At 68.4% G+C, this 25728-nt stretch carries 26 protein-coding genes, 1 tRNA gene and 1 other RNA gene; 17 read left to right on the top strand and 11 right to left on the bottom strand.

Annotation, left to right across the window (positions count from 1 at the left end; genetic code table 11):
- Positions 1–2 precede the first annotated feature (2 nt).
- Both ACFYRH_RS03295 and ACFYRH_RS03290 read left to right on the top strand, forming a co-directional pair.
- Positions 3–422, top strand: coding sequence for a helix-turn-helix domain-containing protein (locus ACFYRH_RS03295; RefSeq protein ID WP_387767311.1), 420 nt, complete (start codon positions 3–5; stop codon positions 420–422).
- A 1249-nt stretch (positions 423–1671) separates the two neighbouring features.
- Positions 1672–2448: a GNAT family N-acetyltransferase gene (locus tag ACFYRH_RS03290; protein WP_387767308.1), complete on the top strand. Its 777-nt coding sequence runs from the start codon at positions 1672–1674 to the stop codon at positions 2446–2448.
- 280 nt (positions 2449–2728) lie between these two features.
- On the opposite strand, the gene ACFYRH_RS03285 is transcribed toward ACFYRH_RS03290, so the two are convergent.
- A complete protein-coding gene (locus ACFYRH_RS03285) occupies positions 2729–3304 on the bottom strand; it encodes a TetR/AcrR family transcriptional regulator (protein ID WP_387767306.1) in 576 nt (191 codons plus the stop codon).
- A gap of 37 nt (positions 3305–3341) precedes the next feature.
- Here ACFYRH_RS03285 and ACFYRH_RS03280 point away from each other — a divergent pair, with 37 nt between their 5' ends.
- Together ACFYRH_RS03280 and ACFYRH_RS03275 are read left to right on the top strand one after the other, a co-directional pair.
- Positions 3342–3722, top strand: a complete 381-nt coding sequence (locus tag ACFYRH_RS03280; protein WP_387767303.1) for a nuclear transport factor 2 family protein — start codon at positions 3342–3344, stop codon at positions 3720–3722.
- Entirely contained in the window at positions 3719–3922 is a 204-nt protein-coding gene (locus ACFYRH_RS03275) for a heavy-metal-associated domain-containing protein (protein ID WP_387767300.1), read from the top strand. Before ACFYRH_RS03280 ends, ACFYRH_RS03275 begins: the two co-directional genes overlap by 4 nt.
- 78 nt (positions 3923–4000) lie before the next feature.
- Here ACFYRH_RS03275 and ACFYRH_RS03270 read toward each other — a convergent pair whose 3' ends face one another.
- The gene (locus ACFYRH_RS03270) at positions 4001–6478 is read right to left on the bottom strand and encodes a Tex family protein (RefSeq protein ID WP_387767297.1); all 2478 of its coding nucleotides are present in this window, start codon (positions 6476–6478) and stop codon (positions 4001–4003) included.
- Positions 6479–6627: 149 nt separating this feature from the next.
- Here ACFYRH_RS03270 and ACFYRH_RS03265 point away from each other — a divergent pair, with 149 nt between their 5' ends.
- Positions 6628–7011 (top strand): hypothetical protein, encoded by a 384-nt coding sequence (locus tag ACFYRH_RS03265; RefSeq protein ID WP_387767294.1) that lies wholly within the window; start codon positions 6628–6630, stop codon positions 7009–7011.
- 96 nt (positions 7012–7107) lie between these two features.
- Here ACFYRH_RS03265 and ACFYRH_RS03260 read toward each other — a convergent pair whose 3' ends face one another.
- Together ACFYRH_RS03260 and ACFYRH_RS03255 are read right to left on the bottom strand one after the other, a co-directional pair.
- Positions 7108–8586: a DHA2 family efflux MFS transporter permease subunit gene (locus ACFYRH_RS03260; protein ID WP_387767291.1), complete on the bottom strand. Its 1479-nt coding sequence runs from the start codon at positions 8584–8586 to the stop codon at positions 7108–7110.
- Between the two features lie 59 nt (positions 8587–8645).
- A complete protein-coding gene (locus ACFYRH_RS03255; protein WP_387767288.1) occupies positions 8646–9263 on the bottom strand; it encodes a DUF624 domain-containing protein in 618 nt (205 codons plus the stop codon).
- A gap of 90 nt (positions 9264–9353) precedes the next feature.
- On the opposite strand from ACFYRH_RS03255, the gene ACFYRH_RS03250 reads away from it, so the two are divergent.
- From ACFYRH_RS03250 to ACFYRH_RS03235, 4 genes are all read left to right on the top strand, one after another.
- Complete coding sequence (locus ACFYRH_RS03250; RefSeq protein WP_387767285.1) at positions 9354–10418, top strand: substrate-binding domain-containing protein; 1065 nt, start codon at positions 9354–9356, stop codon at positions 10416–10418.
- A 137-nt stretch (positions 10419–10555) separates the two neighbouring features.
- Positions 10556–11830: an extracellular solute-binding protein gene (locus tag ACFYRH_RS03245; RefSeq protein WP_387767282.1), complete on the top strand. Its 1275-nt coding sequence runs from the start codon at positions 10556–10558 to the stop codon at positions 11828–11830.
- Positions 11827–12765, top strand: a complete 939-nt coding sequence (locus ACFYRH_RS03240) for a carbohydrate ABC transporter permease (protein ID WP_387767279.1) — start codon at positions 11827–11829, stop codon at positions 12763–12765. The genes ACFYRH_RS03245 and ACFYRH_RS03240 overlap by 4 nt, the downstream gene beginning before the upstream one ends.
- The gene (locus tag ACFYRH_RS03235; RefSeq protein WP_387767276.1) at positions 12758–13660 is read left to right on the top strand and encodes a carbohydrate ABC transporter permease; all 903 of its coding nucleotides are present in this window, start codon (positions 12758–12760) and stop codon (positions 13658–13660) included. Before ACFYRH_RS03240 ends, ACFYRH_RS03235 begins: the two co-directional genes overlap by 8 nt.
- 291 nt (positions 13661–13951) lie before the next feature.
- On the opposite strand, the gene ACFYRH_RS03230 is transcribed toward ACFYRH_RS03235, so the two are convergent.
- On the bottom strand, positions 13952–14512 hold the full coding sequence (locus ACFYRH_RS03230; RefSeq protein ID WP_387767273.1) for a TetR/AcrR family transcriptional regulator: 561 nt from the start codon (positions 14510–14512) through the stop codon (positions 13952–13954).
- Positions 14513–14695: 183 nt separating this feature from the next.
- On the opposite strand from ACFYRH_RS03230, the gene ACFYRH_RS03225 reads away from it, so the two are divergent.
- Positions 14696–15499 carry a nitroreductase/quinone reductase family protein gene (locus ACFYRH_RS03225; RefSeq protein ID WP_387771700.1) on the top strand — a complete coding sequence of 268 codons (804 nt, stop codon included), beginning with the start codon at positions 14696–14698 and terminating at the stop codon, positions 15497–15499.
- Here the strand turns inward: ACFYRH_RS03225 and ACFYRH_RS03220 are convergent.
- The 3 genes from ACFYRH_RS03220 to ACFYRH_RS03210 are packed head-to-tail and all read right to left on the bottom strand — an operon-like array spanning position 15494 to position 19313.
- A complete protein-coding gene (locus ACFYRH_RS03220) occupies positions 15494–16249 on the bottom strand; it encodes a class I SAM-dependent methyltransferase (protein ID WP_387767270.1) in 756 nt (251 codons plus the stop codon). The two genes, ACFYRH_RS03225 and ACFYRH_RS03220, sit on opposite strands and share 6 nt — an antisense overlap.
- A 41-nt stretch (positions 16250–16290) precedes the next feature.
- Positions 16291–18609, bottom strand: coding sequence for an FtsX-like permease family protein (locus ACFYRH_RS03215; RefSeq protein ID WP_387767267.1), 2319 nt, complete (start codon positions 18607–18609; stop codon positions 16291–16293).
- Positions 18606–19313: an ABC transporter ATP-binding protein gene (locus ACFYRH_RS03210; protein WP_387767264.1), complete on the bottom strand. Its 708-nt coding sequence runs from the start codon at positions 19311–19313 to the stop codon at positions 18606–18608. The genes ACFYRH_RS03215 and ACFYRH_RS03210 overlap by 4 nt, the downstream gene beginning before the upstream one ends.
- Before the next feature lie 139 nt (positions 19314–19452).
- Between ACFYRH_RS03210 and ACFYRH_RS03205 the strand changes: the two genes are divergently transcribed.
- From ACFYRH_RS03205 to ACFYRH_RS03190, 4 genes are read left to right on the top strand one after another with little or no spacing between them, the layout of a single operon-like run.
- Positions 19453–20241, top strand: a complete 789-nt coding sequence (locus ACFYRH_RS03205; RefSeq protein WP_387767261.1) for a sensor histidine kinase — start codon at positions 19453–19455, stop codon at positions 20239–20241.
- Positions 20238–20897 (top strand): response regulator, encoded by a 660-nt coding sequence (locus ACFYRH_RS03200; RefSeq protein ID WP_387767258.1) that lies wholly within the window; start codon positions 20238–20240, stop codon positions 20895–20897. Before ACFYRH_RS03205 ends, ACFYRH_RS03200 begins: the two co-directional genes overlap by 4 nt.
- An 8-nt stretch (positions 20898–20905) precedes the next feature.
- Complete coding sequence (locus ACFYRH_RS03195; protein WP_387767255.1) at positions 20906–21745, top strand: aminoglycoside phosphotransferase family protein; 840 nt, start codon at positions 20906–20908, stop codon at positions 21743–21745.
- A 60-nt stretch (positions 21746–21805) separates the two neighbouring features.
- On the top strand, positions 21806–22156 hold the full coding sequence (locus ACFYRH_RS03190) for a hypothetical protein (RefSeq protein WP_387767252.1): 351 nt from the start codon (positions 21806–21808) through the stop codon (positions 22154–22156).
- A 161-nt stretch (positions 22157–22317) separates the two neighbouring features.
- Here ACFYRH_RS03190 and ACFYRH_RS03185 read toward each other — a convergent pair.
- Positions 22318–22405: transfer RNA gene (locus tag ACFYRH_RS03185), tRNA-Ser, on the bottom strand.
- A gap of 65 nt (positions 22406–22470) precedes the next feature.
- On the opposite strand from ACFYRH_RS03185, the gene ACFYRH_RS03180 reads away from it, so the two are divergent.
- Complete coding sequence (locus tag ACFYRH_RS03180) at positions 22471–22995, top strand: GNAT family N-acetyltransferase (RefSeq protein WP_387767250.1); 525 nt, start codon at positions 22471–22473, stop codon at positions 22993–22995.
- Here the strand turns inward: ACFYRH_RS03180 and ACFYRH_RS03175 are convergent.
- A complete protein-coding gene (locus ACFYRH_RS03175) occupies positions 22972–23787 on the bottom strand; it encodes a TIGR03620 family F420-dependent LLM class oxidoreductase (protein WP_387767247.1) in 816 nt (271 codons plus the stop codon). The two genes, ACFYRH_RS03180 and ACFYRH_RS03175, sit on opposite strands and share 24 nt — an antisense overlap.
- A gap of 139 nt (positions 23788–23926) precedes the next feature.
- Between ACFYRH_RS03175 and ffs the strand changes: the two genes are divergently transcribed.
- An RNA gene (ffs, locus tag ACFYRH_RS03170) (signal recognition particle sRNA small type) lies at positions 23927–24023 on the top strand.
- A gap of 45 nt (positions 24024–24068) precedes the next feature.
- Complete coding sequence (nadE, locus tag ACFYRH_RS03165; RefSeq protein ID WP_387767244.1) at positions 24069–24887, top strand: ammonia-dependent NAD(+) synthetase; 819 nt, start codon at positions 24069–24071, stop codon at positions 24885–24887.
- On the opposite strand, the gene ACFYRH_RS03160 is transcribed toward nadE, so the two are convergent.
- Complete coding sequence (locus tag ACFYRH_RS03160; RefSeq protein WP_387767241.1) at positions 24880–25728, bottom strand: alpha/beta fold hydrolase; 849 nt, start codon at positions 25726–25728, stop codon at positions 24880–24882. The genes nadE and ACFYRH_RS03160 overlap by 8 nt on opposite strands.

The following is a 25728-nucleotide window of genomic DNA, read 5'->3' as shown; positions in this document are numbered from 1 at the left end:
CTGTGAAGATAGATCGCATGGAGTTGGGCGACGTACTGCGGGAGCGCCGGAAGGCGGCTGGGCGAACGATCGCGTCGGTGGCGGTCGATGCGGGTCTGTCGGTGCCGTACATCGCGAACCTGGAGAACGGGCGGGGGAATCCGACCGTTGCCGCGCTGGATCGGCTGGCGACGGCGTTGGGGGCGCGACTGGAGGTCCGGATCGGCGACGAGGAGCCGGCGCCACCGCCATCGGCCGGGGCGGAGTTGGTCGCGGCCTCGGATCGCGTCGACGCGGTCCTCGCGGGCATAGCCGGTGGGAGATCGCGTGCGTCGACCCGCCGCGAGCTGATCGCGACCCTCGACGCGCTCACGCACCTCCTCGGCCACCCCCCGACGTCCGCGGACCTCAACCGCCTCCTCGACCTCCTACAACTCGCCTAACCACCCCCACGCCCACCCCCCACGCCCACTCGCCCACGCCGCATACACCCACGCCCACTCACCCGCGCCGCACCCACCCGCGCGGTGTACCCCCGCGCCGCGTACGCCCGCGCCCACTCGCCCGCGCCGCGTACACCCGCGCCCACTCGCCTACGCCCACCCACCCGCGCCGCATACACCCGCGCCCACTCGCCTACTCCCACCCACCCGCGCCCACTCGCCCGCGCCGCGTACACCCGCGCCGCGTCGCCCGCCCTCACCCGAACGGCGCGGCCGGCACCGAACCGCGCGCCGCGCAGGCGGGGATAACCGTTGGTGTTGGGGGTTGTCTGCTGGTGTGAGAGGGAAGAACCCCCACTCCGAGGGGTTTTCCGTTCCTCTGCCTGCTGTGATTCCGAGAGCGGACGACCGGCCAGCTGCTCGACCGGTTGTCCGCTCTGCCGCCGCGCTCACTCGCCGCCCACCACCTCCCCCCGCCGTGCGTCCACCGGCACTCACGCGTTACCGCCGCCCAGCCCACCTCGCGTCCACCGCTGCTCACGCGTGCCCGCCGCTCGTGCCGCCGTTCGTCCACCGCTGCTCAGGCTTCCCGCGGCCTGCCCCAGCACATGCGCCCACCGCACGCACCCACCGCGCACCCACCGCGCACCCACCGCGCACCCACCGCGCACCCACCGCGCACCCACCGCGCGTCCATCGCCCTCACCCGAACGGCGCGGCGGGCATCGAACCGCAGGTCGCGTAGGCGGGGATAACCGTTGGTGTTGGGGGTTGTCTGCTGGTGTGAGAGGGAAGAACCCCCAGTTCGAGGGGTTATCCGTTCTTCTGCCTGATGTGGTTCCGTGAGTGAACCACCGGCTGGCTGCTCGGCGGGCCAGGCGCTCGGCGGGTTGAGCCGCGCTCAGCCGCCGTGCGTCCACCGCCCACCAGGTGTGCGCGGCCGCACGCGCGCACAACACGTTCACCGTGCGCTCGTCGTGTGCCCACCCGCGCCACAGGTGCCCGCCGTGCTTGCACCACACGCGCCGCGGGTGCCCGCCGTGCTTGCGCCGCACGTGTCCGCCGTGCTTGCGCCACACGCGCCGCGGGTGCCCGTCGTGCTTGCGCCACACGCGCCGCGGGTGCCCGCCGTGCTTGCGCCGCACGCGTCCGCCGCGTGTGCTTGGCCGCTTGCCCCGGCAGCGCGAGATGGGCTCAGGGGGTGTTTATGTGCTCGCGGGTTAGGGGCGGGCGCCGTAGGGTCCGCGGCATGGAGATCGGGACGCGGATCGCGCGGGCGCAGGTGGCGGGGTTGGGGAGATCGCGGCGGCAGATCGTCGCGGGGCCGCTGACGGGGATGCTGCACGACCAGGACGAGTGGTACTTGTCGGGGATGGTCGCGTCGGAGCCTGGGCAACCGTTCGATGTCGAGGAGGTCGCGTCGAACCTTGCGATCATCCGGCAGGCGTTCGCTGCCGAAGATCGGTGGCTGAGTGCCGAGCTCGTCGAAGAAGCGAGCCCCGGTCTCGCGAAGGCGCTCGAGGCCAATGGGATGACGATCGTCTCCCATCTGCCGCTGCTGGTCGTTGAGCCTCCTGACCTGGTCGTGCCTGAGCTCCCGGATGGTGTGACGGTGAAGGTCGTCGCGTCGGACGCCGATCAGCAGGTCGCGAATGCTGTCTCGGCCGCGGCGTACGAGATGGACGGTGCCGACTTCGCCTACAAGCCTGATCCGGTCGACGGTGGCGCGGTCTTGGTGTACGCCGACGACGTACCGGTCGCGACCGCTGCGTGGACCGCGGTCGCCGACGAGGTGTCGGAGATCGCCGGGGTCGGCACGATCCACAGTCACCGGCGCCGCGGGCTCGGTGGCATCGCGACGGCGTACGCGACCCGCAAGTCCTTCGAACTCGGCGGCGCAACGCTCGCCTGGCTGACCCCCGGCGACGACGGCGCCGACCGCGTCTACCGCCGCCTCGCCTACACCCCCCAAGCCACGGCAATCCACCTAGGCGACCCAGGCCCTCACCTGGCCGACCTCCGCTGATCTCCGCCTCGCCTGGGTCAGCCGGCCTTCGCGTCGCGAACCTCCGCTGATCTCCGCCTCGTCCGAGTCAGCGGGCCTTCGCGTCGCGAACGTCCGCTGATCTCCGCCTCGTCCGGGTCGGCCGGCCTTCGCGTCGCGAACCTCCGCTGATCTCCGCCTCGTCCGGGTCAGCGGGCCTTCGCGTCGCGAACCTCCGCTGATCTCCGCCTCGCCCGGGTCAGCCGGCCTTCGCCTCGCGAACGTCCGCTGGGCCGCCGCCTCGCCGACGTCGACCTGCGGGCTAGGTGGGTTGGAGGAGGCGGGTGAGGGTTGTTTGGAGGGTCTTGGGGGCGGCGCGGGAGGTGAGGGTGCCGTAGGCGACTGACTCGCCGGCGGCGTGGCCCAGGGCTACGACGGTGGTGACGAGCCAAGGGGCGGGGAGGTCGCGGGTGATCTCCCCGGCGCGTTGGCCGCGGCGGATCAGGCGTTCGAGGCGTGCCGTCACGGGATCGTGCCGTTCGTCCTGTACGCCGGTCTGCGGCAGGTGCAGCAGGAACGGGTGCTGCTCGAACATCCGCCACGCCACCTGGATCAGCTGCAGCACGCCCTCCAATGCCGACCCGTGATCGAGGTCGAGCTCGTCCATCGCGACGAGGCTCTCCGCGGTGAGTTCGTCGACGACCGCGCTCACCAGCACATCCCGGGACTTGAAGTGCGCATACACCGTCTGCCGCGTGACCCCGGCTGCTTCGGCGACCTGCTCCAGGCTCGCGTCGGGCCGCTCGTCCAGCACCGTGACCGCCGCGGTCAGGATCGCGGTCCGGCTGCGGTCCGCGTCCGCGCGGCGCCGACGGCGTACCGGCTTGTTCTCTGACACCTTGTCAAGGTTAGCGGAGGTGCTTATCTTTGACGGTATGTCAGATTTAAGCGCACGGGAGTTCGTCGCGGACTTCTACGAGTCGTTCACCCGGGAGGTCGTCGGGACCGACGATCCCGCCGCCGTCGTGGACCGGTACTACACCCCCGACATCGAGCAGACCGCCGACGGGATCACCCTCGACCGGCAACGCCTGCTCGACCACATCCGCCCGGTGCGGAAGAACGTGATCTCCTGCCGGTACGACGTTCACGACGCGATCCGCACCGGCGATCGGGTGGCGGCTCGGTTCACGATCCACGCGGAGACGCGGCATGGACGGACGATCTCCACCGAGGTGTACCTGTTCGGCGAGCTGGCGCCGGACGGACGGATGCGCCGTACGACGCAGGCCACGCGCGACGTGAGCGCGTCATGACGACGTTCCAGGTGCGGGGGATGACCTGTGCACACTGCGTCGGGTTCGTGACCGAGGAGCTCGAGACGCTGCCAGGTGTCGAATCGGTCGCGGTCGATCTGCCGACCGGGACGGTCTCCCTGGTCAGCAAGCAGCCCCTCGCCCCGGCAGTCATCCGAACAGCCGTCGAGGCCGCGGGCTACCAGGCCGAGGGGATCTAACCCGTCCGCAATCAGCTGCCGACGCTCCGGAAAGTCGGCGTCGGCTGCCACTGAAGCCGACCCTCCGGAACCTCGCCGTCAGCGGACGGTGAAGCCGGCCTTGCGGAAGGCGTCGGCGAGCGAGGTCTCGTCCATCGGCGTGTCCTGCTGGTTGCCGCGGCCGGCGCCCGGGCCACGGTTTCCACCGCGACCGCCCTGGCCGCCGGACCCACCGCGCCCGCCGGGTCCACCCGGTCCGCGACCCTGGCCGCCACCGGGTCCACGACCCTGGCCGCCACCTCCGCCTGGTCCGCGGCCTTGACCGCCGCGCCCACCCGGCCCGCCCTGACCGCCTTGGCCACCTTGACCCCGGCCCTGACCACGGCCGCCCTGACCGCCCGAGCCGACCTCGTCGTCCAGCCGCAGCGTGAGCGAGATCCGCTGCCGCGGGATGTCGACCTCGAGGACCTTGACCGTGACGATGTCCCCGACCTTGACGACCTCGCTCGGGTCCTTCACGAAGTTCTTCGACAGCGCCGACACGTGTGCGAGCCCGTCCTGGTGCACACCGATGTCGATGAACGCCCCGAACGCGGCCACGTTCGTGACCTGACCCTCCAGCCGCATCCCCGGCTTCAGGTCCGCGATCTTGTCCACACCCTCGGCGAACACCGCGGTCTTGAACGCCGGCCGCGGGTCCCGCCCGGGCTTCTCCAGCTCGGCCAGGATGTCGGTCACGGTCGGCAGACCGAACATGTCGTCGACGAAGTCCGCCGCTTTCAGCCGCTTCAGCTCCGGCGAGCCGATCAGCGCCTTCACATCCGACCCGGTCGCGTCGAGGATCCGCCGTACGACGGGGTACGCCTCGGGGTGCACGCTGGACGCGTCCAGCGGGTCCTCACCGTCGGGGATCCGGAGGAACCCGGCCGCCTGCTCGAACGCCTTCGGGCCGAGCCGCGGGACCTCCTTCAGTGCCGTCCGCGACTTGAACGGACCGTTCTGGTCGCGGTGCAGGACGATGTTGTCGGCCAGCCCGGGCGTGATCCCGGAGACCCGGGTCAGCAGCGGCGCGGACGCGGTGTTCAGGTCGACGCCGACCGCGTTCACACAGTCCTCGACGACCGCGTCGAGCGAACGGGACAGTGAGTTCTCCGGGAGGTCGTGCTGGTACTGGCCGACGCCGATCGACTTCGGGTCGATCTTCACCAGCTCGGCCAGCGGGTCCTGCAAACGGCGCGCGATCGAGACCGCGCCACGCAGCGACACGTCCATCCCGGGCAGTTCCTGGGAGGCGAACGCGGACGCGGAGTACACCGACGCACCGGCCTCCGAGACGACCGCCTTGGTCAGCTTGAGCTCGGGGTGCTTCGCGATCAGCTCCGCGGCGAGTTTGTCGGTCTCGCGGGACGCCGTACCGTTGCCGATGGCAATCAGGTCGACGTTGTGCGCGGCCGCCAGCTGCGCCAGGGTGGCGATCGACTTGTCCCACTGGTTCTGCGGGACGTGCGGGTAGATGACGCCGGTGTTGACGACCTTGCCGGTCGCGTCCACGACGGCGACCTTCACGCCGGTGCGGAAGCCCGGGTCCAGGCCCATCGTCGCGCGGGTACCGGCCGGGGCGGCCAGCAGCAGGTCGCGCAGGTTGGCCGCGAACACCCGGATCGCCTCGTCCTCGGCGACCTGCCGCAGCCGCATCCGCAGGTCGATGCCGAGGTGCACCAGGATCTTCGTCCGCCAGGCCCAGCGGACCGTCTCGACCAGCCACTTGTCGGCCGGGCGGCCCTGGTTCTCGATGCCGACCTTGCGGGCGATCGTGGTCTCGTACTCCGTCGGTCCGTCGACCTCGACGCCGGCCGGCAGCGGCTCGACGGAGATCGTCAGCACGTCCTCCTTCTCGCCGCGGAACAGCGCGAGGATCCGGTGCGACGGCATCTTCGTGAACGGCTCGTCGAAGTCGAAGTAGTCCGAGAACTTCGCGCCCTCGGTCTCCTTGCCCTCGCGCACCGTGGACGCCAGCCGGCCCTGCTCCCAGAGCCGCTCGCGCAGCTCGCCGATCAGGTCGGCGTCCTCGGCGAACCGCTCGACCAGGATCGCCCGGGCACCGTCCAGCGCAGCCTGCGGATCGGGTACTTCGGCGTTCACGAACACCGCCGCGGCGGCGAACGGCTCGACGTCCGGGTCGGCCATCAGCCCGTCGGCGAGCGGCTCCAGACCGTTCTCCCGGGCGATCATCGCCTTCGTCCGGCGCTTGGGCTTGAACGGCAGGTAGATGTCCTCCAGCCGGGACTTGGTGTCCGCGGCGAGGATCGAGGCCTTCAGCGCGTCGTCCAGCTTGCCCTGGCTCTCGATCGACTCGAGCACCGTCCGCCGGCGTTCCTCCAGCTCGCGGAGGTACCGCAGGCGCTCCTCGATCGTCCGGAGCTGGGCATCGTCCAGCATCCCGGTGACTTCCTTGCGGTACCGCGCGATGAACGGGACCGTCGAGCCCTCGTCCAGCAGCGCCACCGCTGCCCGCACCTGGTTCTCGCCGACCTCGAGTTCTCCGGCGATCCGCTGCTCGACCGACTGCACCACCACTGTCCGTTCCCCTCTACGACCAACACACCGCGAAGCATTCTGCCTTGGGCAGCCCCATATCCTTCCGCATCCCACCCCCCACCCCGAAACCCGTCCCATCCCCACCGGTGCACAACCCATGCGATCATCCCGTTCTGGGGAGGAACCACATGGGCCAGTTCGACAGATTCATCGAGCGGAACGCCAAGCCGTCGTCCAGGGGGATGCGCGTCTTTTGCCTGGTCATGCCGATCGCCATGATCGTGCAGGCTGTCGGCAGCCACCGGCTCGACGACATCTTGACCGCAGCGTTCGGCGTGGTGCTGTTCCTGCCGGCCGGTATCGCTCCGAAGGCACACCGCGCTCGTCTCGCCGCGTTGGAGCGTCATCTGGTTCTCAGCGCCGTATGCATGTTCCTGCTGATGCTCTGCGCCCTCTTCGTGCTCCTCGCCAAGTTCTTGAGCCACCCGACCAGCCTCTACATCGCCGTACCGACGGCATTCGTCCTCACCGCAACAGGCGTCGTCCGCCAACACGCCCGAACCAGACAGTGAGCGAACGTCGGCGGCCCGGCGTGGTTGCCGTGGTCCTCCGCTGGTACGCCGAACTCCCCGTGGCCGGTGTGGTCGCGGGGAGTTCGGCGTGCGGGGTCAGGCGGCTTCGCAGAGGAGGGGCTCCTCGGCCTGCGGCTCGGGCTGGGGCTTGGGGGTGCGCATCACGGTGATGGCGATGGCGACTGAGGCGGTGACGATGAGGGCGGCGATGGCGAAGGAGAAGTGGTAGCCGTCGGTGAGGGCTTCCAGGGCGGGCTTGGGGCTGGCGGCGGTGCGGGTGGCGGAGAGGGTGGCGAGGATCGCCAGGCCCAGTGCGGCGCCGACCTCGCCCATGGTGCCGATCAGGCCGGACGCCAGGCCGGCGTCCTCGGGCTTGACGTCTGACATCGACAGACCCATCAGTGCGGGGAAGCAGATGCCGCCGCCGAGGCCCAGCAGCGCGAGTACCGGCAGTACGTGGACGAAGTAGTTGCCACCGACCGGAGCCTGCGTGAAGAGGACCAGTCCGACGACGATGAGCGACAGTCCGGCGATCAGCGGGCGCCGCGGGCCGAAGCGCATCACCAGCTTCTCCGAGTACTTCACCGACAGCAGCCCCATCACCAGCGTGGTCGGCAGGAAGGCCAGTCCGATCTCCAGAGCGTCGTACCCGAGCACTCGCTGCAGGTAGAGCGAGCCGAGGAAGAAGATGCCGAACATCCCGGAGCTGGACAGCGCCTGGATCAGGTTGGCGCCGGTCAGAGTGCGGGAGCGGAAGATGCGCAGCGGCACCAGTGGGTTGTCGGCAGTCGCCTCACGGACCACGAACCCGGCCAGCAGCACCAGCGTCACCGCAGCCAGCACCAGCGTCCGCGGAGCGGTCCAGCCGAGCTCAGCAGCCGGCTTCACGATGGTGAACACACCGACCATCAGCGCGGCGGTGATCAGCACAGCACCCGGTACGTCGGTTCCGCGCCCCAGCCCGAGCCCCTTGTCCTTCTCGATGAGTTTGACGCCCAGTACGGTCGTCAGCACGCCGATCGGCAGGTTCACGAAGAAGATCCAGTGCCAGCTGATCGCCTGCGTCAGCACACCGCCGGCGAGCAGACCGATGGACCCACCGGCCGACGCGACGAACGCGTACATGCCGATCGCCTTGGCCTGCTCCCGCGGCTCGGGGAACAGCGTCACGATCATGCCGAGGATGACTGCGGAGGTCAGCGCGCCGCCGACGCCCTGGATGAACCGCGCGATGACGAGCACCTCCTGCGACCTGGCGAGACCGCACAGCACGGAAGCGGCCGTGAAGACGACCAGTCCGGCGGTGAAGACGTTCCGGCGGCCTAGGAGGTCACCGAGCCGCCCGGCCAGCAGGAGCAGGCCGCCGAAAGCGATCAGGTAGGCGTTCACCACCCACGCGAGGGAGGAACTGGTGAAGCCGAGGTCGTCCTGGATGGCCGGCAGGGCCACGTTCACCACGGTGACGTCGAGCACGATCATCAACATGCCCGCGCACAGCGTGTAGAGCGCCAGCCAGCGCGAGCGGCCGCCCTGCGCGGCCGGCGCAGTCGCCAGGGTGTCGGTCGTCGCGTACATTCCGGTTCTCCTTCGGTCCGTCGTTTTGGCCTTTCACCTCTACGTCGGACGGGGAGAGCTCAGATTGACACGTCTTCAGAAGTTTTTTCGCGACGAGTGCGTGACATGGCGTACGCCGTGAGTGCCGGGACCAGTCCGGACCCCACGACGAGCAGCGTGGGTACCTGCGATGCCAGAGCGAACCAGGTGAGCAGTACGACGACCCCGCCGGCCACCGGGAGCGGTCGACGGAGCAGGAACAGGTTGGCGGACCGGAACAGCGACTTCATGGTCGCCGTCTCCGGCGCCTCAGGCAGAATCGCCAGTCCGCTCAGGTAGAGCCCCAGGATCATCCCGGTGAGCGGAATCAGGACTGCGAGCGCGAAGATCCGCGCCGGTCCGGCGGCGTACGCCCAGAAGGAGATGCCGAACGCCAGCATCAGCCCACCGACGTACAGGGCGAAGCCGGACAGCCAGAAGTGCTTCATCGCCCAGCGGAACTCGCGGAAGTACCGGCGCACCAGCTTCGGCTTGTCCTGACTGATCGCATCCGGCAGCACCCGTTGGAGTGCGAATGCCGCAGGGAACAACGTCACGATGGCCAGGCTGATCACCAGGAACACCAACTGCAGCATCAACAGGTCGCCGACGACCGACAGCTTCGACAACACGGTGTTCGTCCGGCCGGCCTTCTCCACCGATCGCCTCCTCGTTCCGTCCGAGCGTGCCTTGATCGTATGATCACGAACAATCACGCAGCCACCTCACCGGGACCGCCAGGGGACAGCATGCTTGCACAGGAGCGCCACGAGCTGATCCTGCGCAGCCTGCGCAGGCACGGCCGGCTCCGGGTGGCGGACCTGGTGGCGGAGCTGGGCGTGTCCGCGATCACAGTACGCCGGGACCTGGCCGAACTGGACACGGCAGGCCTGCTCCGCCGCGTGCACGGCGGCGCGATCGGTACCCGCACCGCCGAACTGCCGGCCCGCGGGAGTCAGCTCACCATCGGCATCGTCGTACCGAGCGCGGCGCCGTACTACTCGGACGTGATCCGCGGCGCGGAGGCGATGGCCGATCGGTACGGCGCCCGTCTCGTGCTCGGCGTCTCGGGGTACGACTCGGCGACGGAACGCGAGCGGATCGACAAGGTGCTCGGGATCGGGATCGCGGGACTGCTGATCAGCACGGCGCTCGGTGACGGCGCGGCCGATCGACTCGGCAGCCGGCTGGACGAGCTCGACGTACCCGTGGTGCTGATGGAGCGGGCGTTCGGGTTCCCGCACGTGGCACGCGAGTACGACCACGTGCGCACCGACCACGCGTACGGCGCGATGCTCGCGCTCCGGCATTTCGTGGCGCTCGGTCATCGGCGGATCGCGGTGAACCTGCAGGCGACGGTCACGGCGTACTGGCTGCGGCTCGGCCTCGAGACCGCCGCGAAGGCGCTCGGCGTCGAGGTCTTCCTGTCACCCGTCGACCTCCCGATGCGCGGCGACGACCCCGGCGCGGTCGCGCAGCTGGACGCGTTCCTCGCCGAGTGCGAGTCGTTCGGGAGCCGCGCCGTTCTCGTGCACTCCGACGAACACGGCGCCCGCCTGGTCGAGCGCGCCATGGAGCTCGGCCTGCGCGTCCCCGAGGACCTGTCGGTGATCGCGTACAACGACGTGACCGCCGCGCTGGCCGTCGTACCCCTGACCGCCGTCTGCCCACCCCGCCTGGCCCTCGGCGAAACCGCCTGCGACCTCCTCCTCCGCAAGATCCAGACCCCCACCACCCCCGTCCAGCACCTCAGCCTCCTCCCCACCCTCAACATCCGAACCTCCTGCGGCGCGGCCGACCCCCACCTCAGATAACCCCCAGGCATCGATCCTGATCGAATGTGATCGTTCGAGCGGTTGGGTATTGACGAGGAAAGCCCTTTCCCATACTTTCGCTGCACTTGGGTGGGGTCTTGGGCCCCGGCTGAACCAGTCAGCGAAGGAGTTCCCCTGTGAGACGTGGAGTGGGACTGACCCTGCTGGCGGCTGCGCTCAGCGTGGTGGTCAGTAGTTGTGGCAACGGGGTGATCGACAAGAGCACCGACGGCGTGCCGCCGGCCGAGGCGACCGGGACCTTACGGGTGCTGCTGCCGTCCTACCCGCCCAGTGCCAAGGGCAAGGCCGAGTTCCAGAAGGTCGTCGACGACTTTCACAAGACCTATCCGAAGATGAAGGTCGAGCCGGACTTCGCGACGTACAAGAACCTGAACGAGAAGATGTCCACCTCGATCGCGGCCGGTATCCCGTACGACGTGATGGTGACCGGCGTCGGATGGGTTCAGCCGTTCGCGTCCAAGCGGATCTTCGAGGATCTCGGCAACTACGGCGTGACGCCGGACGTGATCAAGGAGAAGAGCACGCCCGCGCTGATCCCGGCCGTGACCTACGACAAGAAGCTGTACGCCTACCCGCTGATCGCCGACGCCCGCGCGGTGGCGCTGCGCAAGAGCGCGTTCGTGGAGGCCGGCCTGGACCCGTCCAAGCCGCCGAAGTCGCTGGCCGAGATCAAGGCCGTGGCCGAGAAGCTGACCAAGCGGGACAAGAACGGCAACATCACCCGCAGCGGCTTCGACCTCGCCTCGGCGACCGGTTTCCGGCAGTCGTTCGTGACCTTCCTGGCCGCGACCGGTACGCCGCTCTACATCGGGGGTGAGCCGAACTTCGACAACAAGGAGGGGCTCGACACCTTGCTGTGGATCAAGTCGATGATCAACAACGTCCAGCCGTACGGCCAGACGAACGCCGCTCAGCAACCACTCGTGCTCACTGGTGAGGCCGCGATGGGCATCGTGAACGGCGGCGTCGACTGCTCCGCGGACGGGATCGGGCAGAAGAACTGCGACGACCTGGAGTTCTTCCGCTTCGACAGCGGCAAGGAGATCGAGTACGTCGGTGGCGACCTGGCCTCGATCGGGTCGCGCAGCCGGCACAAGGACGCGGCCTGGTCGTTCATCCAGACGCTCACCAAGCCGGCCACCCTGGACGCGCTGGCCAAGCTGAACAAGAAGATCCCGGCCTACAAGGACGCCAGCAACTCCCCGGCCGCGAAGTCGAACCCGTTGAGCCAGTTCGTCGCCGACGGCCTGCCGTACGCCGTCAACGAGAACGAGGTACCGGCCAACTGGCTCGAGATGCGCGGCAACTTCGACATCCAGCTCACCCAGGCGGTCCTCGGACAGAAGGATCCCGCCAAGGTGCTGCACAACCTGGCAGGACAGTCGCGATGAGTACAACTCTTGAACGTCCGGCGGTCGCCACGCCTCGCAAGGTGACGCCGCCGAAGGCCGATCGAACGCTGATCCGCAGCCAGGTCCGGGCCGGCTGGACGCTGCTCGCCCCCGCACTGCTGCACTCCGGCATCTTCATCGTGCTCCCGGTGATCGCGGTCCTCGTGCTCAGCCTGACCGACTACAGCTTCGGTGACTCCTTCTCCTGGGTCGGGTTCGGCAACTACGCGGACCTGTTCCGGGACGCCAACTTCCTGGCGTCGCTGTGGCACACCGTGCTGTACGCGATCATCGTGATCCCGATCTCGATGGCGGTCTCGCTCGCGGTCGCGATGGGGCTGAACCAGAAGATCCGCGGCCTCGGCTTCTTCCGGACGGCGTTCTACATCCCCACTGTCACCGCGACGGTCGCCGTGGCCACCATCTGGCTGTGGATCTACAACCCGGGCTCCGGCCTGGCGAACGGGTTCCTGAGCCTGTTCGGTTTCGCGCCGAACCGCTGGCTGGCCGACCCGGGGACCGCGCTGGGATCGCTGATGGTGGTCGGGATCTGGCAGGGTCTCGGCACCAAGATCATCATCTACCTGGCCGCGTTGCAGGGCGTGTCCCGCGACCTGATCGAGTCGTCGGAGCTGGACGGTGCCGGCCGCTGGCAGCGGTTCGTCAACGTCACCTGGCCGGCGATCGGGCCGGTCCAGTTCTTCGTACTGATCACGTCGATCGTCGGCACTTTCCAGGTGTTCGACCTGGTGTACGTGATGACCCAGGGCGGCCCCGGTTCGTCGACCCGGGTGCTGGTGATGGACATCTACCAGAACGCGTTCCAGAACCTGAAACTCGGCTACGCCTCCGCCGAGACCGTGATCATGATGATCGTGATCGCGCTCTTCATCGGCGCCGGGCGTCTGCTCCAGAAGGCGGATGCCAATGACTAGCGCAACGCTGCCGGCCGTCGCCGGCACCAAGCGGCCGGCCGTCCGGCCGGGCCGGATCCTGTTGTACGTCGTCCTCACGGTCGGCGGGTTCCTGATGATCGTGCCGTTCGTCTGGATGCTGCTGACCGCGTTCAAGTCCAACCTGGAGATCGCGAAGTTCGGCTGGCTGCCGCAGGAGCTGCGCTGGCACAACTTCGTCGAGGCGATGCAGACCGCGCCGTTCCTGCGGTACTTCCGCAACAGCCTGTTCATCGCGGTCGGCGAGACGGCGTTCACGCTCGCGGTCTGTACGACGGCCGGCTACGCGCTGGCGAAACTGCCGATCCGCGGCGGCAAGGCACTGCTGAGCTACTTCATCGTGCTGTTGATGGTGCCGTTCCAGATCATCCTGGTGCCGCTGTTCCTGATCGTGAAGTCGATCCCGCTGTTCGGGGGCAACAACATCCTCGGCCAGGGCGGAATCGGCTGGCTGAACTCGTGGTGGGGCCTGATCATCCCGCTCGGGGCGGCGCCGCTGTTCACGTTCCTGGCCCGGCAGTTCTACGTCTCGCTGCCGGATCAGCTGGCGCAGGCGGCCCGGGTCGACGGGCTCGGTGAGTTCGGCATCTTCTGGCGGATCATGACGCCGCTGATCAAGCCGGCGCTGATCACGATCGCGGTGTTCCAGATCGAGGCCGCCTGGAACGGTTTCCTCTGGCCGCTGATGATCACCACGTCGGACGAGATGCGGCCGCTGCAGCTGGGACTGGCGATCTTCTCCCAGAACCCGGCCGAGATCCAGTGGCCGTACCTGATGGCCGGTACGGCGCTCGCGACGCTGCCGATGATCGTGCTGTTCGTGTTCGCCCAGAAGCGGTTCGTCGAAGGAATGGCGAACGTCGGCATCAAGGGTTAGGGCGTGTCTCCCAATCCCCCGCCTACTGCGCGGGATTGGGAGACACGCCCTAAGCCCTCGAGCAGGTGCTCACCCCGCCCCGGGTGAGCACCTGCGAGGCCCCCTCCACACGCGGTGGTCCCGAAGAAACACCGGAGCTCCCCACCTGGTCCCCCCACTGGGTCACTCACCCGTTTATCGGCCCAGTGTGCGGGTCGTTACAGCGTTCGTGAGGTTTTTTCGTTAGTACGACCCCGATTTCCACCATGACCCCCGAATAACGACGTACCGCAGACGGCCGACGACGGTGGGTTACCTGAGGTGGGTGTGGACGACGTGTTCGATGGTTGGGGTGAGGTCGGTGGTGCCCAGGAGTTCCAGGGCGTTGGTGGCTCGGAGGGTGGCCAGGCCGTGGATGTTCGTCCACAGGGCGGTGGCGCGGAGGTTCGCGTCGGTGGGGTGTTGGCGAGCGATCAGGTCGGCGAACGTCTGGAACAGTGGCAGCGAGGTCGCGCGAAGGTTGCCGCCGGCGCCGGACAGTAGGTCGTGGCGGAAGATCAGGTCGAACATGCCAGGGCGTTCGGCGGCGAATTCGAGGTAGCGGGTGGCGGCTCGGACCAGTTGGTCCTCGGGCGCTCCCTCGGCGGACGGCGTCAGTCGAGCGGCCAGGTCGGTCAGTCCGGTGGCGGCGATCGCGGCCAGAAGCGCGTTGTGGGTCGGGAAGTACCGCCGCGGCGCGCCGTGTGAGACGCCGGTACGGCGGGCGATCGCGCGCAGGGTCAAGGTGCCGAGACCCTCCTCCTCGAGAAGGTCGACCCCGGCCTGGACGAGCCGATCGGGCAGGGCTGCCTCGGACTTCGACACATCGGACACGGGAACATTGTTGCCGTCCTTGGGTTGGCCCGGTGGCTTGGGTACGATCTTCGGCGTGACTGCCGGGTCGGCTTCCAGCCATTCACGAGTCGGGTTCCCGGCTGCGTTCTGAGCGCCGCGCGGGCCCCGCCGGCCTGCTTCTCTCCTCGTCCGCACGTTCTTCCACGACCCAGAGAGAAGCGAATCCTGAACGATTTCACCGCACGACTCATCGACGAGTTCCGGGCCAACGCCGGCCAGGTCGGCGGCCCCTTCGAGAACTCCCGGTTGTTGCTCCTGACAACCACCGGCGCGCGCACCGGCCAGCCGCGGACGGCGATCCTCACCTATTACCCCGACGGCGCCCGGACCCTGGTCGTCGGCTCGGCCGGCGGCAGTCCGAAACACCCGGCCTGGTACCACAACCTGCTCGCCGATCCCGAGGTCACCGTTGACCTCGGCTTGTTCAGCTACCCCGCAACAGCCGTCGTACTGCGGGGCTCGGAGCGCGACGAGGTCTTCGCACGACTCGTCGAGGCCGACCCGGGGTGGGGCGAGTACCAGAAGAAGACCACCCGGGCGATTCCGGTCGTCGCGCTCGAGCAGCGCCCGGGGCCGCCGCCAGGCGCCGACCGGGGGTTCGGCGAGGCGCTGAAGATCATCCACGCCGCCTTCCGGCGCGAGCTTTCCCTGATCCGCAAGGAGGTTGCGACCTCCGGGACGCTCGGCGCACAGCTCCGCATCAACTGCCTGACGGTCTGCCAGGGTCTGCACTTCCATCACACCGGCGAGTCGACCGGGCTGTTCCCGGCGCTGGTGCAGCAGCACCCGGAGCTGACCGAGGTGGTCGACGCGCTCCAGGTGGAGCACGACCAGATCGCCGTACTGCTCGGTGAACTGGAGCGCCTGGTCGGAGCTCCCGAAGTCCTCGACCAGATCGACGAGCTGATCGCGCAGCTCAACGCCCACCTGGACCGCGAGGAGGCTGCGCTCCTGCCTTATCTATAAGGGCTTACGGGCCAGGAGCGAGTAGGAGTTGGGGAGCCGACCGGACCAGGCGGCCGCGTTGGTGTCGTCCTGCGGTCGCCAGAACGGCTCGGCGTACTCCTCGAGGACCTGGATCTGCAGACCGGCACGGGAGACTGCGGTGACGATCTGGCCGAGCGTCCACTGCCACTCCTGGGCGCCGTTGCCCGGGAACGTGTCGTTGATGTGTGACTCCGCGAAGTAGCTGCGGTCCGGACGGACCCGTGGCTCGTCCGCGTCCCAGCTCCACAGCGGTACGGCCGGGTGGGCCTCGTACACGAACAGATGCCCACCCGGCCGGACCAACCGCGCCGCGTCCCGCGCCCACGCGTCGATGTCCCGCATCCAGATCAGCGCGCCCTTGCCCGTGTAGACAAGGTCCGCACAACCGTCCTCCAGCGGTACGCCGGGAACCTCGGCCACTGTATAGCGGCAGGCCAGCCCGAGCTCGTCAGCCCGTCGCTGCGCCGCGCCGGCTGCTACGGAGCTGTAGTCCACACCAGTAACCGACTGGGCGCCTGCCTTGACCAGGCCGATGTCGTCGAGCCCATGTCCGCTCTGCAGATGCACTACTATCGGCCGCTCTGCGAGCACAGGAGCCAGCAACTCCAGTTCCCGCTCGAACAGCAACCCGTCACCGCGGGCCTGCTCCAGCAACTCGTCGTACTCCTGGATGTGCTTGTTGGAGGCCTGCTCCCAGACCACGCGATTGCCCGCGACCACCTCGTCCATGAGTCCAGTCAGCCCGACCGGCGCCGATCAGGCAACTCGGTTTACTCGTTGTGGAGGACTTCGGCGATGGTCGTACGGGCGGCTGCGCGGGCCGGGAAGTATGCGCCGGCGGCCGCGATCAGCATCCCGGCCAGCACCAGGAGGGCCAGCAGGCTCACGGGGAAGACATGGAGCATGAACGACGGAAGTTCGATCTGGGCCCCGTTCGCCATCGCGGGCACGACCAGGCGGTGGGCGATGATGCCGAGCGGTATGCCCAACAGGCCGCCAATGGCGCCCAGCGCCGTCATGGACGTCACGACCATCAGCGTGACCTGTGCGGGTGTCATCCCGATCGACTTGAGCATCCCCAGGTCGCGCCGCCGTTCTCGGGTGTTGAGTATGACGGTATTGAAGACACCCAGTGCGGCGACAGTCCCCAGCATCAGCGTGAGCAGTACTACGGTCGCGAGGACCACGGTGACGAACGTGCCGGCGTCCTGGCCATCTGCCTGCTCCAGACCGGAGTCCTTTGCCTGCACGGCCTGCACGACCGCGTTCAGATCTGTCCCGTGCTTCACATTGACCTCATAGAGGTTCGCGCGCAGTTGGGGAGCGATCAGTGCGAGTGTCGACCAGTTGGACAGCACTTCGTCGGCAGAGTTGTACATCGCCTTCCCGACGATCTCTGCGCGAACAGTCTTGCCCTGTCCTTGCAGTGTGATCGTGTCGCCGACGGCCAGTCCCCGCTGCCGCAGGAAGCGTTCCGACACGACCACCTCGCCCGGTCCGTCGAACCAGCGCCCGGCGAGGATGCGGTACCCGAGCTGATCGAAGTCCCCGCGGTAGAACGACGTCCGCAGGTCGGTCTGCGTACCAACGATCCGCATGTCCAGCTCAGCCATCGCTGCGACCGACGTGACGCCTGGAGCGGACCGCAGTACCGCTTCGTCCTCCGCGTCACTCAACTTCGCACCAGGCGGGCCCTCGGGGTCGCTTGGATTCGCTCCGTTCGGACCGGCAAGGAACGTCAGGTCAACGGCGTTCACCCGGCTGGCAGCAGTCTGGTACGTCGTCAGCGACTTCCCGAGCCCCACCGCCAAAGTCACGCTGGTGACGCCGAGCACGACAGCTGCCAGCGTCAGCGCCGTACGTCCAGGACGAGCAAAAGGCAGTCCCAGGCCCAGACTGACCGACCGTGGCAGTCGAGTCCCGCTCAGCCAGCGCTGTACGGTCAGACCGCGCCCGGCCCGCGGTGCGCTTCCAGCACTGATCGCCTGTGCTGCCGAAAGACTCCGTGCTCGCAGCGCGGGCGCCAACGCAGACAACGCCACTAGAGCAGGTACGCCGATCAGCGTGGCGACGTCGACCCAGACAGGTACGCCGAGCCCACCGGCTCCATAGCTCTCGAAAGCCCTGGTCAGTAGGGAAGTGGCGAGTACGTTGCCCAGCACAACCCCGCCGGCACACCCGATGACGGCAGGGATCGACACCATCCCGAGGTACACGGCCAGCACCTGTGTCGGGGTGAACCCCAGAGCCTTCAGCACGCCAATGTGCTTGAAGCCGGCGACCACAGCACCGCTGACGACGTTCGCAACGATCAGTACGGCGACCGCTAGCCCCAGCCAGCCGAACATCATCAGGAACGGTACGAAGGTGTTTGGCTCACCTGCCGCGGCCGCCCGCAACGCCAGGTAGGACTGTGCGCCGAGGAGTGCGCCGGAAGGGAGGCCTGCAGTCACAGCATTCTGGCCGGCCGTCACCTCAGCGTTCGTCGCAGCGTGGGTGAACCGGTAGAGCATCTGCGTCGACGTCGGCTTCAACTCGCTCATCTGCGCCGGGCTGACCCATGCGTCCGCCGACTGGCTGACGCTGTACGCGAAGCCGACGATGGTCAGCGTCCGACCGTCCGACATCGTCAGCGTCCCGTTCAGCTGCGGCGTACCAGGCCCGGCGGAGTCGGTGGGGTTTCGGTTGAGCACGATCTCGCCCGGCTTGTCGGCCCAGCGCCCCTTCCAGACATTGAGCCGGTCGACGGCGCCATTCGGGTCCGCGCGGCCCACAGCCACCAGTGATCCGAGCATCGGTGGCTGAGAAACGTCCAGCGTCGCCTGCGCGAACGGTCCGGACGTAGCCGCCGCACTCCGCGCAGCCTCCGTCAACTGGGCGTCGCTGACCTTGGTGCGGTCGTACGACGCTGCCAGTTGCGCACCGCTCTGTTTGGCGTACGCCTGATCGAACGGACCACTTGAGGCGGCCAGCAGTCCCAGTGCGACCACGATCATGGTTGTGGAGAGCAGGACGACCACGCCGATCACCACGGTCTGCACGCGACGGCGTCGTACCGCTGCTCGCGACACCGGCCACACCGCGGTCACGACGTACGCTCCAGGCTGCGTTCGCCGGCGATCCGGCCGTCGACGAAGTCGATGACTCGGCTGGCGCAGCGGGTCGCGAGCTGCTGGTCGTGTGTCACCAGGAGCAGCGTCTGGCCGATCTGGTTGAGGTCCAGCAGCAGGTCCATGACCTGTTCACCGGACCGCGTGTCCAGGGCACCTGTTGGTTCGTCGGCGAGCAGGACGGCCGGGCGGTTCATCAGGGCGCGGGCGACAGCGACTCGTTGCCGTTCACCACCACTCAGCTGCGCCGGGTAGGTGTTGCGTCGGCCTGCGATGCCCAGCTCCTCGAAGAGCTCGAGTGCACGCTTACGGGCGTGCGGGGCCGACGTACCGGTGAGCTGTGCGGCCAGCGCGACGTTGTCGAGCGCGGACAGGTCGTCCAGCAGGTTGAAGAACTGGAAGATCATCCCGATCCGCCGGCGGCGGAACAGGGCCAGGCCCTTCTCGTCCAGTGTGCCGAGGTCGTCGCCGTGCACCACGACGGAACCTGACGTCGGTCGGTCCAGTCCGGCGACCATGCTGAGCAATGTCGACTTGCCGCTGCCGGACGGCCCCATCACGGCGACTGCCTCACCGGCGTGGATCTCCAGCGATACCCCGTCCAGCGCGAGAGACTCGCCGTACTCCTTGTGCACGGCGGTGAGCTGTACGACCGCCTGTCCGTTGCCTACGTCCTCCGTCATGCCGCTCACGCTAGGCCCGCTTGCAGGCTGCTGGCGTCACCCTGCCGAGGTAAAGACCGGCGGCCGTCATCCTGGAGATGTACGGCGTGCGCCTTGCGGATGATGCGTACCAGCGGACGCCTTTGGGACAGTGGACCTCGTGACGATCCTCTGGCTAGTTGTCGCGGCGCTGGCCGTCGTGGCCGCGCTGCTCACGCTCGCACTGGTACGGGCGCGACGTGCACACGCCCGAGCCCTGGAGGAGCGCGGGTGGCTGCTGGAACGCGAACGGGAGACAGCCGCCCGGAACGCAGTCGACGCCGAGCGGGCGCGGATAGCTCACGACCTGCACGACATCGTGAGTCACAACGTCAGCGTCATGGTCATCCAGGCCGGTGCGGCGCGGCACGTCCTTCTCACTGCGCCGGAACAGGCCGAGTCGGCAATGCTGACAGTAGAGGCCGCCGGTCGCGACACGATGGCTGAGCTTCGCCATCTGCTCGGTGTGCTCGTACCGCAGGCCGAGTCGGACGAGCAGCTGTCTCCGCAGCCGAGTCTGACCAGGCTGAGTTCTTTGATCGACCGAATCGCGTTTGCGGGCCTACCGGTCGAAGTACGCATCTCTGGTGAGCCTTGCGAGCTTCCGGCTGGGGTGGACGTCACGGCGTACCGGATCATTCAAGAGGCCCTCACCAACGCGCTCAAGCACGGTGACGGCGTCAGAGCCGAGGTGACGGTTCGCTACGCGCCGCACGCTCTGCGCCTGGAGGTTCTCAACACCGGACCGAGCATTCTCACCGGTGGGCGTCCCCCGGCTCCTGAAGGCGAGGGCCGCGGTCTCCACGGCCTGAAACAACGAGTGGCTGTGTACGGCGGGGACCTGGACGCGCGCCGTCGACTCGGTGGTGGCTTCCGCGTCCGGGCCAAGCTGCCGCTGGAGCGCCCGTGACAACGCGAGTGGTGATCGCCGACGACCAGGCCTTGGTGCGGACCGGCTTCCGGATGATCCTCGCCGCCCGCGGTATCGAGGTCGTCGGAGAGGCAGCGGACGGCGCCGAAGTAGTGGATGCCGTACGGCGCCTGCGCCCCGACGTCGTGCTGATGGACATCCGGATGCCCACGATGGACGGCCTGGAGGCCACCCGGCGCATCCTCGCTACACCGACCGACTGCCGCGTACTGATCCTCACGACCTTCGACCTCGACCGCTACGTGTACGCCGCCCTCGCGGCCGGCGCCAGCGGCTTCCTCCTCAAGGACGTCACGCCCGAACACCTGGCCGCGGCCGTCCGTCTGGTCACCACCGGCGACGCGCTGCTGGCGCCTTCGATCACCCGCCGCCTGGTCGAACGCTTCGCCACGCCAGCGGCCGCCCAGCCCGCCATCCACCGTGATCTCGCCACACTCACCCCACGCGAACTCGAGGTCCTCACGCTGATGGGCCAAGGCCTGTCCAACGCCGAGATCGCCACTGCCCTCACCCTGAGCGAGGCGACCGTCAAGACCCACGCGGCCAGGATCTTCGCGAAGCTCTCCCTCCGGGACCGGGCCCAGGCCGTGGTCCTCGCCTACGAGACCGGCCTGATCACCCCGGGGGCGACGTAAGCTCGGCCATGAGGGAAACCACGGCCGCCTGGGCCGCCACCTGGTGTGGTGCGCCGATCCGCGAAGTCCGACCCCTGCACGGCGCTCAAGGCCCGTGGCTGCTCGTCGCAGGCGAAACGCGGTGCATCCTGCGCGCACCGACACCACGAATCGACGCCACCATGATCGCGACCGCCGCCGCGGCTCTCCAGGTGGCTGAGCGCCATCGGTTGCCGGCGCCACGCCTGCTGGCCGCAGACCTCACCGGCGAGCATGCCGGCGTACCCGCTTCTCTGGAGACGGTGGCTCCTGGGACAACGGAATGGTCGGTGGGAACGCCTGACAGCCTCCGCGCAGCCGGCGCCGCACTGGCCGGCCTGCACGACCTTCAGATGCCTCCGCGGGAGTTCCTGCCGTTCCGTCCTCGCCCGATCGCCGTGGACGACTTCGCCGCCGACCGCCGCGCCGGACGCATGCCGACCACGGCTCTCCTCCAGCAGGCCGACAACCTGGTCACCGCCCACGGTCTGCCGGCTGCGGAACCGGTCTTCCTCCACGGCGACGTCTGGCCCGGCAACATCGTCTGGGCCGGCGACCACCTGACCGCCTTCATCGACTGGAAGACCGCCGGCGTCGGCGCTCCCGGCGTAGACCTGTCCGAGCTCCGCAAACAGGTCGCCATCAGCTTCGGCCCCGACGCCCCCGCCCACGTCCTGACCGGCTGGGAACAAGCCACCGGCCGCAGAGCCGACCACGTCGCCTACTGGGACGCAGTCGCCGCCCTCAACACCCCCACCACCCTGTACGCCGCCCCCGCCACCGCCCGCCGCGACGCCTTCCTCCGCAAGTCCCTGAATCACCTGCCGTAACTCGCCACACTCGGAAATGGCTAGGGTTCTGAGAACTCGTTCGCTTGAAGGGGGCCGGCGTTGACCCAGCAAGATGCGTGGCCATGGCCAGATCGGCTCGATGGTGCTGTCGCTGCTCCGGAGTCACACCGGGTCATCTTCGAGAACGACCAGATCAGGGTCTTGGAGGTCGTGCTCGAACCTGGACAGCGGGAGCCGGAGCACACACACGCCAGGCCGAGCGTCATGGTCGTGACCCAAGCCACCAAGATCCGCTATTTCAGGGGTGCCCGGCTGATGTTCGAGTCGGTTGAGGACGAGCCACCGGGCACGCGCGAACCCCGGTGGATGGAGGCCGAGGGTCCCCACTCAGTGGAGAACATCGACGATCATGCCTACCGGGCCTACCGCGTCGAGCTGAAACCCCAATGAACCTTCCCACGGCTGCGAAGACGGCCCCTGCGGTCGCAGCCCCGACCGGCGCGCCGCACGACAGCTGAACCCTTGGACAAAAGAAGGGCCGGACGCTCAGCGTCCGGCCCCTCTGCGGTGCATGTCTCCGTGTGACCTGCGGTTTCTTCAGTCCGGGAGACTGGCGGAGGATACGAGATTCGAACTCGTGAGGGGTTGCCCCCAACACGCTTTCCAAGCGTGCGCCCTAGGCCTCTAGGCGAATCCTCCAAGCGGAGAGGATACCGGGCGGTGGCGGCGAATCCGAAATCGGGGCGGCGGCTAGGGTCGGGCGCATGGCGGAGTTGGTGCTGCGGCTGATCGAGCCGGGGGACGTCGGGGCGTTGCAGGATCTGATCGAGTCCGACCCGGGGTACACCGAGCGGGTGACGGGCAATCCGCCGGGAGCGGCGGACGCGCAGAGCTTGCTGATGATGCGGCCGGAGGGGCTCGCCCAGGACGCGAAGGTGGTGCTGGGGGCTTTCGCGGAGGAGCAGTTGGTGGCGGCCGTCGACCTGCTCCGAGGGTTCCCGAACGACCGGACTGCGTTCATCGGTCTGCTTGAGGTCCATTCGCGTCACCAGCGTCGCGGGTACGGCGGTGCGACGTACGGGCTCGTCCAGCGGTACGTCGAGAGCGCGTGGCCCGAGGTGCGGACCATGCGGCTCGCCGTGGTGGACACCAATTCGGACGTCGCCACCGGGTTCTGGCTGCGGCAGGGCTTCACGCCGACCGGCGAGGAGCGCCCGTACACCTACGACAAGCTCGAGACGACCGCCCGGCTGTACGAGAAGCAGCTACCTGAGCAGGACGGGAGCTAGCGTCTGCCACTGCTCCACCGGCTGTGGACCGGTCACGCCCGTGATGACGTTGACTGCGACGTGGTCGGCGCCGGCGTCCAGGTGTTCGGTCAGTTTGGCCTTGATGTCGGCCGGACTGCCCCACGCGGCGAGTGAATCGACCATGTGGTCCGGCAGCTCGGACAGATCGCTGTCAGTGAACCCCTGCCTCTTCAGTGAGGCAACGTACCCAGGGATGCGGGTGAAGAAGCTGATGGTGTCCCGCGCGATGCTGCGCGCCCGGTCCGCGTCTTCCTCGACGACAGCGAGGTGGCTGACGGCCAGGAGCTTGTCCGGTCCCAACACCTTCCGCGCCTCGGCGGAGTACGACGCGGCGGTCAGGAACGGGTACGCACCGGCGGTCCGCTCGCCGGCAAGCTTCAGCATCTGTGGACCGAGCGCTGCGAGCACCAGACGATCCACAGGTACGTCGATCTCGTCCAGGTACGCGTTGAGTGTGGCCAGCGGCTTAGCGCCGTGCGCCCCGCCGAGACCGACAGTGAGTCGCCCCGGTGCGATCGCCTCGAGTACGGCGTACCTCGCGCTCACGTCGGCCGCGCGGTACTTGTCCACCGCCAGAATCCCGGTGACGAACCGGATCGACGCCGTGGCCCCGATCAGGTCGGTGATCGTCTGCAGTCCGGGCAGCGGCCCGCCGGACAACCAGATCACCGGGTACCCGAGATCTTCGGCTGCTTGCGCCGCCGCGATGGACTCCGCGCTGCTGTCGAGCCCGGTGGTGATCCCGAACGGGCCGAATTGATGATCCGTCACCCAAACAGCTTGAACCCCGCCGGCCGACCCCGGCACCCCTGTTCGCTCAGGGCGGATCAGAGGTTGGCCTCCGCGACCGTCCGGGTGATCGATCCCGAGGCGGATTTCGGGCGTGGTCAGTCGATCCCGTACACTCATGGCTGGTTCCCCGCGTGGCGGTATCTCGCCCAAACCCCCCAGGGCCGGAAGGCAGCAAGGGTAAGTGAGCTCTTCCGGGTGCGCGGGGAATCCTCATGTCCGGGCTCATGTCTAGGCTTGGTCTCCCACGACTGAGGAGATCGATGAACCCCGAGAGCGATTACCTGCAGGAACTGATCATCGCCGAGCTCGGCGTGCCGACGGCGTTCGACGTGGACGGCGAGATCGAGCAGCGGGTCGAGTTCCTGGCTGACCGGCTCCGGCAGACCGGCGCGACGGCGTACGTGCTGGGCATTAGTGGTGGCGTCGACTCCGCGACCGCGGGGCGCCTCTGCCAGCTCGCGGTGGAGCGGGTGCGGGCGGAGGGCGGTCAGGCGACGTTCATCGCGATGCGGTTGCCGTACGGCGTGCAGGCCGACGAGGCGGACGCGCAGCGCTCACTGGAGTTCATCAAGCCGGACGAGACGCTGGTCGTCGACGTGAAGCCGGCCACTGACGCCATGGTCGAGTCGGTCCGGCACGCCGGACTCGGCGACCGCGAGGACTTCCACGTCGGCAACATCAAGGCCCGCCAGCGGATGGTCGCGCAGTACGTCGTAGCCGGCGCCCGCGGCGGCCTGGTCGTCGGCACGGACCACGCGGCGGAGGCCGTGATGGGCTTCTACACGAAGTACGGCGACGGCGCCTGCGACCTCACGCCGCTGTCCGGGCTGTCCAAGCGTCGCGTCCGCGCGGTGGGCGAGCGGCTCGGTGCGTCGCCGGAGATCACCGGCAAGATCCCGACCGCCGACCTGGAGACGAACAACCCGGGTGTCCCGGACGAGGACGTGCTGGGCGTGACGTACGACGAGATCGACGACTTCCTCGAGGGCCACGACGTGGACGAGAAGGCGGCGAGCACGATCATCGCGACGCACCGCCGTACCGCTCACAAGCGGGCCGTCCCGGTCGCCTTCAGCTGAGGTGTTCGGTCACCAGCCGGGTGAAGAGTTCCGGCTGCTCGGCGTGCACGAAGTGACCGGCACCGGTCGCGTAGTAATAGGTGCCGGTCGCTACGTCGGAGCGGAACAACTCGATCTCCTCCGGGCTGGTGACCGGGTCGTACTCGCCTTTGATCAGCAGGGCGGGCTGGGTGAGCTTGGCGAGCGACGGCAGCAACGGCTCGGCGAAGCTCTCTGACGAGGTGATCGCCTCGGAGAACTGACCGGACCGCTGGTGGTACTCGGCGGGGATCTCGCTGTCCGCCGGGAGCTGCAGGTCACGGGAGTCCGGGCCGAGGTAGATCTCCATACGCCGGTCACCGAGCTGGACGAGCAGACCGGTCCGCTCGTCCCACATTGCCTTCGTCGCTGGGCCGGTGTGCGGTGGGAGCTCCGCACCGGGGAGCAGTGGCAGCGCGGCGCGGACGAGAGTGTCGGTAGCGAGCACCATGTCCCAGCCGGGGTTCTCGAAGACGATCTTCGTGATCGAGTCGGGGTGCGCAGCGGCGTAGCGGAGCGCCACGCGGCCGCCGTACGAGTGGCCGAGGACCGCCCACCGCTCGATGCCGAGCTGCTGACGCAGGGCCTCGTAGTCGGCGACCAGGTCCTGCTCCGTGACCGGTCCGGTGAGTGGGTCGGACTGCTGCACGCCACGCTGGTCCACGGCGATCAACCGGAAGCTCTTGGCGAGGCGATCGCCCTGGAACGCCAGGAAGTCGTACGAGCCCGCGCCGGGGCCGCCGTGGACGAACAGCAGTGGTGGCGCGTCCGCGGGTCCGCGTTGGTCGACGTACAGCCTGGTGTCACGGACCTTCGTCAGCAT

The organism is Kribbella sp. NPDC004875, assembly GCF_042873375.1.
Classification (GTDB): Bacteria; Actinomycetota; Actinomycetes; order Propionibacteriales; family Kribbellaceae; genus Kribbella.
Note: the sequence above shows the minus strand (reverse complement) of the source record. Positions and strands in the feature narration are given on the sequence as shown.

Coding starts and splice junctions, on each gene's coding strand:
- ACFYRH_RS03235 (WP_387767276.1), top strand. CDS start 12,758: ATGACTAGCGCAACGCTGCCGGCCGTCGCCGGCACCAAGCGGCCGGCC.
- ACFYRH_RS03180 (WP_387767250.1), top strand. CDS start 22,471: ATGGCGGAGTTGGTGCTGCGGCTGATCGAGCCGGGGGACGTCGGGGCG.
- ACFYRH_RS03210 (WP_387767264.1), bottom strand. CDS start 19,313: ATGACGGAGGACGTAGGCAACGGACAGGCGGTCGTACAGCTCACCGCC.
- ACFYRH_RS03220 (WP_387767270.1), bottom strand. CDS start 16,249: ATGGACGAGGTGGTCGCGGGCAATCGCGTGGTCTGGGAGCAGGCCTCC.
- ACFYRH_RS03240 (WP_387767279.1), top strand. CDS start 11,827: ATGAGTACAACTCTTGAACGTCCGGCGGTCGCCACGCCTCGCAAGGTG.
- nadE (WP_387767244.1), top strand. CDS start 24,069: ATGAACCCCGAGAGCGATTACCTGCAGGAACTGATCATCGCCGAGCTC.
- ACFYRH_RS03160 (WP_387767241.1), bottom strand. CDS start 25,728: ATGCTGACGAAGGTCCGTGACACCAGGCTGTACGTCGACCAACGCGGA.
- ACFYRH_RS03290 (WP_387767308.1), top strand. CDS start 1,672: ATGGAGATCGGGACGCGGATCGCGCGGGCGCAGGTGGCGGGGTTGGGG.
- ACFYRH_RS03195 (WP_387767255.1), top strand. CDS start 20,906: ATGAGGGAAACCACGGCCGCCTGGGCCGCCACCTGGTGTGGTGCGCCG.
- ACFYRH_RS03250 (WP_387767285.1), top strand. CDS start 9,354: ATGCTTGCACAGGAGCGCCACGAGCTGATCCTGCGCAGCCTGCGCAGG.
- ACFYRH_RS03275 (WP_387767300.1), top strand. CDS start 3,719: ATGACGACGTTCCAGGTGCGGGGGATGACCTGTGCACACTGCGTCGGG.
- ACFYRH_RS03265 (WP_387767294.1), top strand. CDS start 6,628: ATGGGCCAGTTCGACAGATTCATCGAGCGGAACGCCAAGCCGTCGTCC.
- ACFYRH_RS03260 (WP_387767291.1), bottom strand. CDS start 8,586: ATGTACGCGACGACCGACACCCTGGCGACTGCGCCGGCCGCGCAGGGC.
- ACFYRH_RS03280 (WP_387767303.1), top strand. CDS start 3,342: ATGTCAGATTTAAGCGCACGGGAGTTCGTCGCGGACTTCTACGAGTCG.